Source organism: Bacillus sp. MRMR6 (assembly GCF_001940785.1).
Classification (GTDB): domain Bacteria; phylum Bacillota; class Bacilli; order Bacillales; family Cytobacillaceae; genus Neobacillus.
This window is the reverse complement of record NZ_MSLS01000015.1, coordinates 16,651-31,284: the sequence shown is the minus strand read 5'-3', so window position 1 is coordinate 31,284 and position 14,634 is coordinate 16,651. Positions and strand designations below refer to the sequence as shown.

At 34.8% G+C, this 14,634-nt stretch carries 13 protein-coding genes; 1 reads left to right on the top strand and 12 read right to left on the bottom strand.

Annotated features, from left to right (window positions below):
• Positions 1-21 precede the first annotated feature (21 nt).
• From BTR25_RS15045 to BTR25_RS14995, 11 genes are all read right to left on the bottom strand, one after another.
• Positions 22-1,083, bottom strand: a complete 1,062-nt coding sequence (locus BTR25_RS15045) for an MraY family glycosyltransferase (RefSeq protein WP_075688872.1) — start codon at positions 1,081-1,083, stop codon at positions 22-24.
• A gap of 413 nt (positions 1,084-1,496) precedes the next feature.
• On the bottom strand, positions 1,497-3,755 hold the full coding sequence (locus tag BTR25_RS15040) for a hypothetical protein (RefSeq protein ID WP_075688871.1): 2,259 nt from the start codon (positions 3,753-3,755) through the stop codon (positions 1,497-1,499).
• Between the two features lie 207 nt (positions 3,756-3,962).
• Positions 3,963-5,036: a glycosyltransferase family 4 protein gene (locus BTR25_RS15035; RefSeq protein WP_075688870.1), complete on the bottom strand. Its 1,074-nt coding sequence runs from the start codon at positions 5,034-5,036 to the stop codon at positions 3,963-3,965.
• A gap of 385 nt (positions 5,037-5,421) precedes the next feature.
• Positions 5,422-6,261 (bottom strand): dTDP-4-dehydrorhamnose reductase, encoded by an 840-nt coding sequence (rfbD, locus tag BTR25_RS15030; RefSeq protein WP_075688869.1) that lies wholly within the window; start codon positions 6,259-6,261, stop codon positions 5,422-5,424.
• Complete coding sequence (gene rfbB, locus BTR25_RS15025) at positions 6,261-7,283, bottom strand: dTDP-glucose 4,6-dehydratase (RefSeq protein WP_075688868.1); 1,023 nt, start codon at positions 7,281-7,283, stop codon at positions 6,261-6,263. Before rfbB ends, rfbD begins: the two co-directional genes overlap by 1 nt.
• Before the next feature lie 14 nt (positions 7,284-7,297).
• Positions 7,298-7,858 carry a dTDP-4-dehydrorhamnose 3,5-epimerase gene (gene rfbC / locus BTR25_RS15020; protein ID WP_075688867.1) on the bottom strand — a complete coding sequence of 187 codons (561 nt, stop codon included), beginning with the start codon at positions 7,856-7,858 and terminating at the stop codon, positions 7,298-7,300.
• 15 nt (positions 7,859-7,873) lie between these two features.
• Positions 7,874-8,749: a glucose-1-phosphate thymidylyltransferase RfbA gene (gene rfbA, locus BTR25_RS15015; RefSeq protein WP_075688866.1), complete on the bottom strand. Its 876-nt coding sequence runs from the start codon at positions 8,747-8,749 to the stop codon at positions 7,874-7,876.
• 114 nt (positions 8,750-8,863) lie between these two features.
• A complete protein-coding gene (locus BTR25_RS15010) occupies positions 8,864-9,568 on the bottom strand; it encodes a glycosyltransferase (protein ID WP_075688865.1) in 705 nt (234 codons plus the stop codon).
• Positions 9,569-9,625: 57 nt separating this feature from the next.
• Positions 9,626-10,816 carry an oligosaccharide repeat unit polymerase gene (locus BTR25_RS15005; protein WP_075688864.1) on the bottom strand — a complete coding sequence of 397 codons (1,191 nt, stop codon included), beginning with the start codon at positions 10,814-10,816 and terminating at the stop codon, positions 9,626-9,628.
• A 78-nt stretch (positions 10,817-10,894) separates the two neighbouring features.
• Positions 10,895-11,500 carry a YveK family protein gene (locus tag BTR25_RS15000; protein WP_075688863.1) on the bottom strand — a complete coding sequence of 202 codons (606 nt, stop codon included), beginning with the start codon at positions 11,498-11,500 and terminating at the stop codon, positions 10,895-10,897.
• 31 nt (positions 11,501-11,531) lie between these two features.
• Positions 11,532-12,317: a glycosyltransferase family 2 protein gene (locus BTR25_RS14995; protein WP_075688862.1), complete on the bottom strand. Its 786-nt coding sequence runs from the start codon at positions 12,315-12,317 to the stop codon at positions 11,532-11,534.
• A 246-nt stretch (positions 12,318-12,563) separates the two neighbouring features.
• Here BTR25_RS14995 and BTR25_RS14990 point away from each other — a divergent pair, with 246 nt between their 5' ends.
• Positions 12,564-13,556: an LCP family glycopolymer transferase gene (locus BTR25_RS14990; protein WP_075688861.1), complete on the top strand. Its 993-nt coding sequence runs from the start codon at positions 12,564-12,566 to the stop codon at positions 13,554-13,556.
• A gap of 108 nt (positions 13,557-13,664) precedes the next feature.
• On the opposite strand, the gene BTR25_RS14985 is transcribed toward BTR25_RS14990, so the two are convergent.
• The gene (locus BTR25_RS14985) at positions 13,665-14,630 is read right to left on the bottom strand and encodes a glycosyltransferase (protein WP_075688860.1); all 966 of its coding nucleotides are present in this window, start codon (positions 14,628-14,630) and stop codon (positions 13,665-13,667) included.
• Between the last annotated feature and the right edge of the window lie 4 nt (positions 14,631-14,634).

Here is a 14,634-nt window from a genome sequence, read left to right as displayed (position 1 = left end):
ATATTTGGGACAGCCGCGTTTTCATCTATCTTTTGCGGTTGTAAACCGCAACATGCGGAGGAATTTTAGAAGTGGATGAAAATCCTTTCCCATCAAGCCAACTTTTTCAGCTATTAGTTCCATTAGTATTATAAGAACAATAATTAAGAAAATAGCTCCGCCGATCTTGGCCTGAGAATAAATAACAGCTACCAATCCAAAAAAAGCTGCCATCGCGTAAATAATTAGCACAGTTTGCCGATGCGAATACCCTAGTCTAAGCATGCAATGGTGCAAATGAAACTTATCAGGGGCGCCCAATGGCTGATTATTAATCAACCTTCGCAGGATGGCGAAAATAGTATCAGAAATGGGAACCCCCAAAATAATTACTGGGATAATAAAGGATATAAAGGTTACATTCTTATATCCGAGCAAAGAAAGAACTGAAATAACAAACCCCAAAAAGAGTGCCCCCGTGTCCCCCATAAAGATACTTGCGGGATGGAAGTTATGATATAAAAACCCCAGTGTGCTTACTAAAACGATTGAACCTACGGCCACCACGTACAGATTACCCTGAATTAGAGCCATCCCTGAAATTGTAACTAAAGCTATTGAAGATACCCCTGCTGCTAACCCGTCAAGACCATCTATTAAATTTATCGCATTGGTGATTCCAACAATCCAAAGAATTGTAAAAGGAATACTTAATAGGCCGAATTCAAGATGTCCACCAAGAGGCAGGTTAATAAACACCACTTGAAGATCGCCTAAAAAAACCACAACAGCGGCTGCTGCTAATTGTCCAATCAACTTATATTTTGCTGGAAGCTCAAATAAATCGTCACATATACCCGTAATAACAATAATCGTACAACCAATTAAAATCGCAGTGGATGCGGGATTTATTGGCTGAAATAGCAAGATTCCAATGATAAAACTAATAAAGATGGCTAGCCCGCCAAGCCTAGGCATCGTTGCCTGATGGACCTTTCGGTGGCTTGGCTTATCTGTTGCACCAATGATTAATGCTAATTTTTTTATGATTGGAGTAATAAGGATAGATATAGTAAAACATACCATCAAGGTAAAAAAAATCATTGCGACCCTCCTTGATAGTATTTTGTCCATAAAAGTCAAAACAAAATCATTATAAGGGTAATTTACTACTTAAATCCTAATAAAAAAGAAAAATCGAATAAGCTTTACACCATCAGCAGACTCCTTCAGTAGAGATACGGATCGAAGCACTAATTCAAGGGAAAAATCCAAAGGGGAGTCATTATTCATCCGAATCAGGGTAGTGTAAATCCTTCTTGTGCTTATTTACAATGCCGAGCACATGACAAGAAAATTAAGCTGCCATTCACCAATAGAGTTTGGTCGAACGGCAGCTTAAGAGGGTGTTTTATTCTAAATAGAATGTTGAGTCAATGTTGAATTTAATATAGAGGAGCCCTGAGGGAACTTATAAAAGGCATTCCTCACTAGAATAATATAAAGAAAAAAGGAAATTATTTAATATCGTTTCTATCCAGTTCTTCCTTACTAATAGTAGCAGAATAAAATCCGTCTACACCCATTTCATAAAAATTCACCAATTCCACTAAGTTGTATATAGGGTGTGTATATACAAATACATTTACACTATGCAAGTTTTCAACGAAAATTCTATTTACTCGGGATGTGGGCATGGTTACTGCTTTTATTTGATTTATATTATCTTTCACAAAAGTAATAACCTGTTCATTATTATCTGGTGATACATATAACGTATAAATAATATTTTCGAAATTATAGATACTATTAACAATTTTTAACATCTCTTGGTTGTAAATTTGTGGAATTATCCTTTTTAGAATTGCTGGATCGTAATTAGCAGAATTAATAATTTGTGAAAACTGTTTTATGATTTTAGTTGGATCTGTATGTTTTGTATCTGTTACGATAAAGATATCTGGATAATTAATTAGTAACTCAATTATCCCATCTATATCTAATGGTGTATATTTTTGATTAATACTTTGTTTCATAAAATAATCATACGTCCAAGGCATATTATCGATTAGTGTTTCCGGAGTTTGCATTAACTGTTCAGCATAAATTAATCTCCAGTCGTGCCTTGCTACTAGAATACCATCAAGCGTCAATTCAAAATCAACTTCAAAAACCCTGCTCCCCTTATTATAATAAGAATTTTGGAAAGCCTCTAAACTATTCGTGTAGTAATGTCCATCAATTTCTCCCATAGCATGGGAAATTAACTTATTATTCTGGATCAAAGAATTGGGAAGGTACAAATTACTGGTACGTATAAATGCTTTTGTTCTATCAACAAATTCACCTTGACCTTTAAGAACTAACTTAATTTCAATGGCTTCTAAGCGCTTCGCTTGGTTTTGAGACCCTGCATTCATTCCATTTTTCGCCCATCCAAGCCAACCGTGGTCCTGAATATGCACTCGGTAGTAAATATCAAAGTGGTCAGCCATCTCACCAGTTAAGTTAATTGTTATGGCTTCTAATCGTTTACTTTTTCCAGATGTACCAGACACACTACCGTTTTCCACTGTAGATAACCATCCATAATCTTGTACATGTGTTGAATACACAATCTTGCCTGGATAGGGAGAATTTTTCAATTGTACTTTTATCGCTTCTAACCGTTTAGCTTTTCCACTAGTTCCACTTAAGGCTCCATCCTCGACAAACTGCTGCCATCCGTAATCTTGAATATGGGTAGAGTACGTGACAGATGGATCTATAACAAAAAAGTTATTAACCGAACCCGGAGCTTGTCCACCTTTTGCAACTAAACGAATTTCAATGGCTTCTAACCGTTTAGCTAAACCTGCACTACCTGCAGGTTGTCCATTTTTCGCCCATCCCAGCCAACCAAAGTCTTGAGAATGTACACGATAATAGATATCATATTGATTTGCAGAATCGCCGATTAGTTTTATTTCAATAGCCTCAAGTCTTTTAGCTGCTCCTGTGGTTCCGGAAATTTTTCCATCCGAAACAAAGTCTTGCCAACCATAATCTTGAACATGGGTTCTGTAAGAAATTCCCGGAACTCCTGAGATTTTGATTGCTTCTAATCGTTTGGCAACTCCCTTAGTCCCGGACAATGCCCCATTAGCAACGATGTCTTGCCAACCATAATCTTGAACATGAGTTGAGTACATTACAGATGATGTTGATATCGATTGAACTGATTCATCGCTTTCCTCTAAGGAATCAGCACCCAATTCAGCTGTTGCTTCTGTACTTTTTTTATATTCTTCTCCCGAAATTTCTACTGTCACTGTTTGGTTGTTATCAGTTGTGTTGCTTGTTAACTCTTGGTTTTCAACAACATTAGATAAGTTGTTCATAGTATTCAAATCTACTATTTCAACCCCAAATGAATTTGATTTAGTAATTTGGTATTTCATACTTTCAAAGTCTGATAAAGCAAGTTCATTTATCTCTTCGGAAACATTTAATGTAATGTCTTTTGTAATCATTGAGGTATCGGTAACAATTTCAATTCTTCCATTAACATACCCTTGTGATTCTTCATCCACCCAGCCAGTTAATGTTAATGTTGTATTGTCATTAATGACAATCTCTTCTTCCACGCCATTATAATAAATTTGATAAAACTTTGAACCTTCATCAAAATTTCCTAATTCAGAGTTTATTGCTGTATGTCCGACACTTAAATTGGATAAAATTGAAATACCTATAAATAAAATACTGATTAGAATTTTAGCTATTTTTCTTTTCATTCTCAAGACTCCTAGATGCCCCCTTTTGTAAAGTAAAACATATGAAAAATATAGTTATTTCAAGTATTTCTAATGAGAGCACATACAAGAAAAACAGGCTACCATTCACCAATAAAGTTTGGTCGAATGGCAGCCTAATAGGGTGTTTTATTTTGTGTCATAAATGACTAAGTCATTCTATTGTATTAGGGTTATATAATTATAGTATTATCGATTTTTGATATTTACCGGCTTAATCCCCTTCATAAAATTCAAAAGAGGTTTATAGTCTTCGCGTACAAGTCCAATTTTTTCAACAAACAATTCAATTGTTATTAAAAGAGCTAGTATCACGATAAGTGAACCCCAGATAGTTGCTTGTGAAAAGATAAATGCAACAAGACCGAATACAACTGCCATTGCATAAATTAACATAACCGTTTGACTATGAGAAAAACCGGCTCTTAATAAACAGTGATGAAGGTGCGATTTATCTGGTGCTGATAATGGTTGTTTATTTACTAGGCGGCGAATAATTGCAAAGAATGTATCAGAAATAGGTACACCGAGAATAATAACAGGGATAATTAACGAAATGAATGTTACGTTTTTATATCCTAATAGTGATAATACTCCGATGATATACCCTAAAAATAACGCTCCAGTATCACCCATAAAGATTTTTGCAGGATGAAAATTATAGAATAGAAATCCTATCGTACTAAAAGCAACAATTAACGCAATAATTGTAACATAGTCATTCCCCATTATAAATGACATACCAGCAATCGAAAATAGTGCAATGGTAGAAACTCCACCTGCTAAACCATCTAAACCATCTATTAAATTAATAGCATTTGTAATTCCAATGATCCAAATCATTGTTAACGGAATACTTAAATAACCAAAGTCTATTATTCCGCCAAATGGAAGGTTGATAAAATCCACCTTTAAACCACCGTAAATGACGACAACAGCTGCTGCTGCCAACTGACCAGCAAGTTTTACCTTTGGTGAAATTTCCTTAACATCATCCAGCATACCGGTTAAAATTATTATTAATCCTCCGATAACTATCGACAGGTGATATTCTCCATATAGAGCCTCCGAAGGGTTACTAATTAGAATACCGATTAAAAAACTTATGAAAATAGCTAATCCTCCAAGGCGAGGCATAATACGTGAATGAACTTTCCTTTGATTTGGTTTATCAGTTGCTCCTATTTTGAATGCTAGTTTCTTTACTAATGGTGTGAGGAGTATTGACGAAAAAAAACAGATAGCTAGAGTTAAATAAAACATATGCCCCTCCAAAATTTCCGTATCAATATTTTTTATTAATAGTTTAATAAATATACCCTAATGGATTATAGCATAGTCCATTATATAAATAAACTACCCTTTACATTAATTATTTCCCTTGAAATCCCATGTGAATAGCCATATAAAGCAATATTTCCTATCAAAATAGGGATGAAAGCGAATTCCAAACTACTAATATTCTTAATAATTTAGACAAGATTCATCAACTCTTAAGGTAATTTGTTGAAGTTTGTTCCAATAATTTAGACGATTGATAACAAGAAAAGTTTCACTATGTATATTATTTCTTCTAGGTATTTTTGCTTTTGTATTAAAATGAGGCTGACCCTCTTGAGCCAACCCCATAAAACATGAGTTTATGAATTTATTTCTGCTCTAAATAAGCGGTTAAAGCATCTTTCCAATCACGAAGGGGTGTTAAACCCTGCTCCTCTATTTTCCTCTTGCTTAACACCGAGTATTCCGGTCGAGCAGCCGGACGTGGAAATTGTTCAGTTGTTAATGGATTTACTTTTACATCCATACCTGTCTGCTTAAAGATTTCAACTGCAAAATCATACCAAGAGCAAACCCCGCTGTTTGTTGCATGATAGATACCATATTTGTCCGTTTCCATTAACTCGACCATGAAGCGAGCTAAGTCAACAGTATAGGTAGGAGAACCCACTTGGTCGTGGACAACTCCAACTTCACCACGTTCTCCACCAAGGCGGACCATCGTTTTAACAAAATTATTGCCATGTATTCCAAAAACCCAGGCTGTGCGCACAATAAAGAATTGTTCTAAATGCTCTTGCAAAAGCTGTTCCCCAGCAAGCTTCGTCCGACCATACGCACCTAAGGGTTTTGTAGGTTCATCCACTTCATACGGGTCTGTAGCCGTCCCATCAAATACATAATCTGTACTTACATAAAGCATTTTAGCGCCCGTCTGTTTGGCTGCTTTGGCCAGGTATTCCGTACCGGCTGCATTGACTTCGTATGCATTTTCTTCATCTGCTTCAGCACCATCCACATTCGTATAGGCTGCACAGTGAAGAATCACATCGGGCTTGACTTCGTTAATAAAAGACTCAACATCTATTTTATTTGTTATATCTAGCTGTGTTCGGTCGACACCATAAGCCTGATGATTTTTCCTTTCCAGCTCTTTCAGTACATCTTGACCTAATTGGCCTGCTGCACCTGTTACCACTACCTTCATTACTCTACCTCTAATCTGTCGCCATACTGAGACTTCACATATTCCTGATACTCGCCTGAGATAATATTTTCCCACCATTCGCGATTGTTTAAATACCAGTTAATCGTTTGTTCGATACCAGTATCAAAATTGTATTTAGGGGACCAGCCAAGCTCAGTACGTAGTTTTGTTGCATCAATTGCATAGCGGCGGTCATGACCAGGACGGTCTTTAACGTATTTCATTAAAGAATCCGGCTTGTTTAAGTGATTTAAGATCGTTTTTACAATTTCAATATTTGTGCGTTCATTATTGCCGCCAACGTTATATACCTCACCATTACGTCCTTTATGAAGAACAAGGTCAATCGCTTGGCAATGGTCTTCAACATGAAGCCAATCCCGAACATTTAAGCCGTCGCCATAGATGGGAAGATCCTTGTCATGTAAGGCATTTATAATCATTAGAGGAATAAGCTTCTCAGGGAAATGATAGGGTCCATAATTGTTTGAGCAGCGAGTAATGTTAACTGGAAGTCCAAATGTTTCATTGTAAGCACGGACTAGCATATCAGCCCCAGCCTTACTAGCACTGTAGGGACTGTTAGCAGCTAATGGAGTTTCCTCTGTAAACAACCCTGTCTCTCCTAATGTTCCATACACTTCATCTGTTGAAACTTGGAGGTATTTTGTTACACCATAGGTCTTTGCCGCATCAAGCAATGCTAAAGTTCCTTGGATATTTGTTTGAACAAAGATACCAGGATCGGTAATACTGCGGTCAACGTGAGACTCTGCAGCAAAGTTAGTAACATAATCGAACTTTTCTTCTTGGAAGAGATTATTAATAAATTCCCGATCCGCGATGTCACCGCGTGCGAATTTATAATTTGAAGCATTTTCTATATCCTTAAGGTTTTCAAGGTTTCCAGCATACGTTAACAAATCAAGGTTAACAATTTGGTATTGTGGGTATTTATTTACCATATAGCGGACAAAGTTACTGCCAATAAAACCTGCTCCGCCTGTAACTAGTACTTTCATATTTGCATTGCCTCCTATTTTTCAAACACAAAATTAAGGTGAGTTGCTTCACTTAAGCTTGGTTGTTTTGCATCTTTTTCAGAAAGAATCGGGTTTGCTGCAGGCCAATCAATTCCTAACTCTGGATCATTCCAGAGAATTCCCCCATCATGTTCTGGTGAATAATACTCATCAACTTTGTATGCAACAGTTGTATCAGGTACCAGTGTGCAAAAACCATGGGCGAATCCTTTTGGCACTAACAGCTGTCGCTTATTGTGCTCGCTCAAGATCACACCAACCCATTGACCGTATGTAGGGGAACCTTGACGGATATCAACTGCTACATCATAAATTGCACCAGTCACACAACGGACGAGCTTTGTCTGCGCCTTTGGGTTCAATTGAAAATGCAGCCCTCGTAATGTTCCTACTGGTGAAGAAAGAGATTGATTATCTTGTATAAAGTCATAATTCAAGCCTAACGAATCAAATAATTCCTTATTATAGCTTTCCATAAAATATCCCCGATGGTCACCAAAAACCTTCGGCTCCAGGATTTTCACACCCTTAAGTTTCGTTTCAATAACATTCATACTTTACCCTCACCATCATTTGACTTCTTGACTAGCAATTTTCAATAAATATTGACCATATTGGTTTTTCTTTAGCGGTTCAGCTAGCTCTACCAGCTTCTCCTTTGTAATATATCCCATTTTATAGGCAATTTCCTCAAGACAGGCAATCTTTAAGGATTGTCTCTTTTCTACTGTTTCAATAAATTGTGATGCTTCTAAGAGCGACGCATGGGTACCAGTATCTAACCATGCATACCCGCGTCCTAGAAGCTCAACATTAAGTTCATCCATTTCTAGGTATGCTTTGTTTATATCAGTAATTTCTAATTCACCACGAGGTGAAGGGGAAATACTTTTCGCAATTTTAACAACTCGATTATCATAAAAATAAAGACCTGTTACAGCATAATTTGACTTTGGAACTTCAGGCTTTTCTTCAATAGATACCGCCTTGCCGTTTCCATCAAATTCTACTACCCCAAACCGTTCCGGATCATTAACGTAGTATCCGAAAACTGTCGCTCCTGTTTCACGGGACGCAGCTCTTTTTAGAAGTTCTGTTAATCCATGTCCATAAAAAATGTTGTCTCCAAGTACAAGTGCTACATTATCATCACCGATAAACTCGTCTCCTAAAATGAAGGCCTGTGCTAATCCGCCTGGATCCGGCTGAATTTTATATGTAAAGTTCATTCCTAAATCCGACCCATCACCTAAGATTTGTTCAAATCTCTCGGTATCCTCAGGTGTTGAAATGATCAAAATATCCTTAATTCCAGCTAACATTAAAACAGATAGCGGATAATAAATCATTGGTTTGTCATAAACCGGTAAAAGCTGTTTTGACACTACCTTAGTTAACGGATATAGTCTTGTTCCGCTGCCTCCTGCAAGAATAATACCTTTCATGAAAGAAACCATCTCCTCATTACTATTATTTTAGAATAACCCTTAAATCATCCTTCCTCATTATATAGAACGTTGTCCCATAAAGACAATTGCAAATATAAGTGTAATGAATAATTAACGTTTGTAACTTAATAAAGCCAATGTTGTAAGAAGCCTGCCTTTTAATTGTGCTGATAAGGAACGTTTTTTGATACCAGTGACATTTCCACCATGACGAACATATTTTACAAGCGGTCTATCAATAAATACTATCTTTTTCTTTTTTTGCATACATACGAGTGCAATCCACTGATCGTGCATTTCAATTGTAGGAGGGAAAGGTAAGAAGTCAGACACCACTTCCTTTTTGAATGCCATAAGTGCACCTGTATATGCGTTTTTTAAAATATTCCCAAGTATCCCTTGATTTATGTTGTTACTGTTGTAATTATTCCAAGAAGGATTTATTACATCCAATTTCCCATCAACTACAACAGCGTCATGAACCACCAACATAGCGTTTTGCTCGTCAAAGGCATTCATAACTAATGCGACTTTATTTTCTTCCCAAATATCATCCTGGTCACATAGGAAAAGGATATCTCCTTTAGCAAGAGATATCGCCTTTTCGAAGCTTTTTATTGCACCTGCATTTTGTTTATTAATAAAGATTTCAATACGACTTCCATATGTTTTTTTTATTAACTCTACCGTTTTATCAGTTGAATTATCATCTACTACTACAATTTGATCATCAACACTAAGCTGTTTTATAACCGATTCAAGTTGCCTAATAACAAAATCTTCACCATTATAAGTTGCCATACATACAGATATCATTAACCGAAACCCTTTCTTATTTTGATTTTAGCCTTACCAAAAAAACAAAGGTATTGACTAAATCCTTTTGGGACTAAAAAGGGTGAATAATAATGGATAAACTAATTGAAAACTTAACCCCGTAAATGAAAACATATTCGAAAAGGTATTAAATAAAAACATTGTATTCATGATCGCAACACCTATAACAAAATATTCACTATTTAATCTTTTCAAAATTAAAATATAGAAGAAAGCAAAAATAAAGATGAATATTGTAAATAGACTGATTCCAAACCATCCGAGTATTACAAATGGCTGAGAGAATGCTGTTGAAACATTTAATTCCGGTGTTATTTGTTTCCCACTTGGTACCTCGAGTTCATAGAGCGAAACTACTCTTTTACTAATAAAATCAGGTATGGTTTGAGTAATCACAAAGGTAAATGTAGCCAATGTGTTTATGTCTTCTTCGTGCTCATATTTATTAATGGTTTCTTGCAAGTTAGCTAAAGGAGAGGCGAGGTAAATATATCCCCAAAAATATTCTTTTGGAATTAATGAGTCTTTAAATCCCTCTGTAGCACCGCCAATTTGCATAAAAAGATTATTATCTAATAGTGAGGTATTTGTTTGGTAAGTGTTATTTACCCTTACATTACCTACAATCCCAAAAAGATAAAGCCCTAAAAACCCTAGTGCTAATAATCCGGATACTTTATTTAATGTAATTTGCCGTTGATATTTAATTAAATAAACGAACAAACAACTTATTAGTATCATAACAAGCATGCCCCTGTTCATTATTAACAAAGAAGGAACAAGAGTTAGTATAAAAAAGATAAAAAGATTTCTTGTATTTTTTGTTTCAGATAAGATCATTTGAAATAAATAGACTGAAAAGAATGAGTTAAATGTAACCAGCAATACATGAAAGGTTGGGATTCCAAATTCATGATAACTCAGCGGAATCTTTGTGAAAATTGCTAAAAGAGGGAAATTACCACCATGATAAAGGAACTCGATAAAATAACCACACAGGATGAGATAAGTTATCCACTCTACTTTATGTGTAAATTGAAGTTTATTAAAGGTAATAATATTTCGTTTTAAAAATGTTCTTCCAATAAAAAAAGCAATAATCATGGAACCCAAAAAAAAGACAATCAACGGAATACCTATATCTGGAAATAACTTTGACCATTTAAAAGAATAAGCCGCCAACACTGCTAGAAATGACGATATATATATAAAATACGGATTTATCAATCTTGCGATTCCTCCTTCCTTATCAGTCAACATCATATAATAAACAAGTTAGAAAGTTGGCATATCTCCCTCTACCAATTATCTAGTAGTCTTTGCCCGACGGAAGAGAATGAATGCAGCAAATGTTCCCATGACTAGTCCAATGAGAACCCCCATTAACATATTCGCTTTAGGCCTTGCATGAAGAATTTGATTTTCTCCACCACTTTGTGCTTTCTCTATAGTCACCACCTTTTCGACATCTAAATAGTTATAAATTTCTTGGTTATACACTTGTACAATTTTATTTACTATATCAGTAGCTTGTTCTGCATTGTTATCACTTACTGTAATCCTCATTAAATTAGAGTTATTTTCATTCGAAACACTGACTTTTTCTGATAGATCTTTAATGGTCATCTCAAGGTTCAGTTCTTTTATAGTCGGATCAAGCATGACAGGTGTATTGACTATCGTTTGAGCAGTGTTAAAAAATCTGCCGCTATCTACAGGTTGTTTAAAAACACCATTCATGTCTTCAGCTTTTGGCTCAATTAGAAATAAAGAGGTGGCTTCATAAGTAGGTGGAGGTGCATCTTCAGTCATGATTCTCCCAAAAACACCACCCAAAATAGCAAACAATAAAATCACCCAGAAATACTTTTTTATCGTTTTAATAACATCATTTATCAAAAGCTCTTCCATAGTTAAGCCTCCATTCATCTATTTCAAAATCTTAAAATAATTTCCATCCCCACTTATTAAAGAATTTAACCATAGATATTAAGAAAATTTTAAATAAATTCGAGTTCTTATGTGCACCTCTTTCATAATAATGAATAACACTTGAAAAAGGACTATATACAATCCTCTTACCACGCTTTTTAAGTTCTAAACACAAATCGTAATCTTCGAAGTACATAAAATACCGTTCATCAAAACCATTTACAAGTTTAAATTCTGACCCTCTAATCAACATAAAACACCCAGAACCAATTCTTATATCAACAAGCTGATTATCTGGAAGATTTCTGCACTCATACGATTCAAGACGTTTAGAAAACAACTCCTTCACAAAAGTAAAAGGAATAAACCGTAATGCATAATCAAAAACTGTTACACGATTCCTAATTAAATGCTGTGTTGATCCATCCGCATTTAAAACTTTAGGGACAATTAAACTAATGGTCTTATCTTTTTCCAAATGATCAATCATGGCTATTAAATTTTCTTTTTCTAAAATAATATCTGGATTAAATACTAAAAAGTAGTCTTCTGTTGCTGAAAGTAAATTGTAATTATGACCAAATCCAAAACCTTCATTTTTATCGTGGAAGATTATATCTGCAAAGTCCTGGTATTTTTCTAAATGTTCTTTGTAATCATTATTAGAATTATTATCGAGTATAACAAAACGAAATCTTTCATCAGCGCAAAATTCTTTCTTTAACTTTTCTAAGACATCAAATATATATTTACTGTTGTAGGTTACAATGCTTATGGCAACTCTGGAGTTAGACAAATAATTCACTCACACTTTCTATTCTACTTTGGCATCTATATATTAAACCAAATACATTTATTAACAATAAGGGCACTTTATTTCCAACAAGAATTTATTTTATCATAACTTGTCGTAATATGCACTTATTGGTCATGATTTCCCGAATAAACTAATTGAAAAAATAAATAATCAATATTATAATACTTTACATGAATGCTTATTTATACTCATTAATGTCTAACTTCATAATAGAAGGGAATTTATATGAATACACGATTAGGAAAAAATACTCGAAAAAGGAAGAAAAAATCAATATTCTTAAGATTTTTACTTTCTATTTTTTTACTCTTTGCAGTCGGTGGCGGTATTTATGCATACAACATGTATAGTGATGTAGCAAGTGCTGTTCAAAAAATGCACCAACCTATCTCAAGAGAAGTGTCAGAAAAGAGAGAAGAAGAAATAGAATTCCACCGGAAAGATCCACTTTCAATTCTTCTAGTTGGTGTTGATGAACGTGATGGTGACGCAGGACGTACGGATTCAATGTTAGTAATTACAATTAATCCTGACCTTAAAACTACTAAAATACTAAGTATTCCACGGGACACTCGAACAATGTTAATTGATCAAGAAAACCCTAAAAATAATTGGTTAGATAAAATAAACCATGCCTACGCATATGGTGGAATTGAAATGTCGATTAATACTGTCGAACATTTTCTAAATATACCAATTGACTACTATACAGAAGTAAACATGCACGGCTTTAAAGAAATCGTAAATGCTGTTGGTGGTATTGATGTTAATAACCAATATGAATTTGAGTTAGATGGAGTAACATTGCAAGTTGGCGAGCAGCATCTAGACGGAAGGGAAGCATTATCGTATGCTCGAATGAGAAAAGCAGACCCTCGGGGAGATTTTGGAAGGCAAGAGAGACAACGAGAAGTAGTATCAAAAATAATAAAAAAAGCAGCTACATTTTCTACATTAACCAACTATGAAGATCTTTTAACTGCTCTAGAAGAAAATATAAAAACAAATTTGACCTTCGACGACATTGTTGGCATCCAAGCAAAATATAAGTCAGCTGCAAATAATATAGAAAAAATGGAAATAGAAGGGGAAGGCCAAACAATTAAGGATATATGGTATTTTATGGTTGAAGAAGAAACAAGGCAATCTCTTTCTAATCAATTACGTGAACATCTAGGATTAACGGCTGACACAGTTGCAGTAATTGACCAATATTAAAAGCAGAAAAACCCCAGAATTCAAATAAATTCTGGGGTTTTTTCGACGACAAACTGTAAAAAATCATCAAGGGCATAGTTATGATCGAAAAACCTTACTAATTACAAATCATTTCTTTGCTACTTGAAGTAATTTATTCATTAATGTCCCTTTTGAAACACCAAGTAATACTTCAAAGGAAATCAGTACAGGGTCTCTTGATAATTGTTTAAGCATAGCGATTAAATTTGCAAAATTGGTGTTTGTAAAATAATTATTTCTAGCCTTAATAAACTCTTCATACTCTCTAATTTCCTGCTTTTGGTTATCTGAAAAATCCTGTGAATTTAACCAATCCACCTTCATTTTCTCCATTAATATCCTTTTGACCAAGTAATCCTTTTTGCTATTAATTCCGACCAGAACCTTAGCCCCGATTTGGTTATTGGAATGAATTCGATATCGGACTAACGGTTTCTCACTGTAGGCGATTTTACCTTTAGAAGTACCAAATAAAGCAAGCCAATGGTCATGCACATATTGTTCACTAGACGGAAAAGGTAAAGCTGCCTTAGCCGTTCCAGCTTCAATGAGCATTGTGCAACCGGTAATACTATTCCTTCTTAAAAAGAATGGAAATAAATTCTCACCGTATTTATGTTCCAACCTTTTTGAGACCTCTCTAAAGCTATCGGATACTTTGTTGCTATGATCGTCAATGATGGATAAATCTGAATAGGCAATCAACGCATTTTCCTGTTTGATTTTTTCTAATAAACAAGTTAACTTATTCTTTTCCCAAATATCATCTTGATCGCAATAAGCAAAATAATCACCAGAAGCGACTTTTGTTAGTTCTCCAAAGGTTCTATTACTCCCCATGTTCACATGATTACTTCTAAAGGTGTATGGGATATTTGTAATATATTTTGATAATAGCTCTTTAGTTGAATCTATTGATTTCTTGCTAGAGCAATCATCAAGTACTAACAATTCTAGATTTTTATAATCTTGATTATTAATACTTGTTAATTGTTCAATAAAAAATTGGATATTTGGGTTGTACACTGCCATAAGGATAGAAATCTTTTCCATTTTA

Excerpts from the sequence above, each read along its gene's own strand:
- BTR25_RS15045 (WP_075688872.1), bottom strand. The coding sequence starts at position 1,083 with ATGATTTTTTTTACCTTGATGGTATGTTTTACTATATCTATCCTTATT.
- BTR25_RS15040 (WP_075688871.1), bottom strand. The coding sequence starts at position 3,755 with ATGAAAAGAAAAATAGCTAAAATTCTAATCAGTATTTTATTTATAGGT.
- BTR25_RS15035 (WP_075688870.1), bottom strand. The coding sequence starts at position 5,036 with ATGTTTTATTTAACTCTAGCTATCTGTTTTTTTTCGTCAATACTCCTC.
- rfbD (WP_075688869.1), bottom strand. The coding sequence starts at position 6,261 with ATGAAGGTAGTGGTAACAGGTGCAGCAGGCCAATTAGGTCAAGATGTA.
- rfbB (WP_075688868.1), bottom strand. The coding sequence starts at position 7,283 with ATGAAAGTACTAGTTACAGGCGGAGCAGGTTTTATTGGCAGTAACTTT.
- rfbC (WP_075688867.1), bottom strand. The coding sequence starts at position 7,858 with ATGAATGTTATTGAAACGAAACTTAAGGGTGTGAAAATCCTGGAGCCG.
- rfbA (WP_075688866.1), bottom strand. The coding sequence starts at position 8,749 with ATGAAAGGTATTATTCTTGCAGGAGGCAGCGGAACAAGACTATATCCG.
- BTR25_RS15010 (WP_075688865.1), bottom strand. The coding sequence starts at position 9,568 with ATGATATCTGTATGTATGGCAACTTATAATGGTGAAGATTTTGTTATT.
- BTR25_RS15000 (WP_075688863.1), bottom strand. The coding sequence starts at position 11,500 with ATGGAAGAGCTTTTGATAAATGATGTTATTAAAACGATAAAAAAGTAT.
- BTR25_RS14990 (WP_075688861.1), top strand. The coding sequence starts at position 12,564 with ATGAATACACGATTAGGAAAAAATACTCGAAAAAGGAAGAAAAAATCA.
- BTR25_RS14985 (WP_075688860.1), bottom strand. The coding sequence starts at position 14,630 with ATGGAAAAGATTTCTATCCTTATGGCAGTGTACAACCCAAATATCCAA.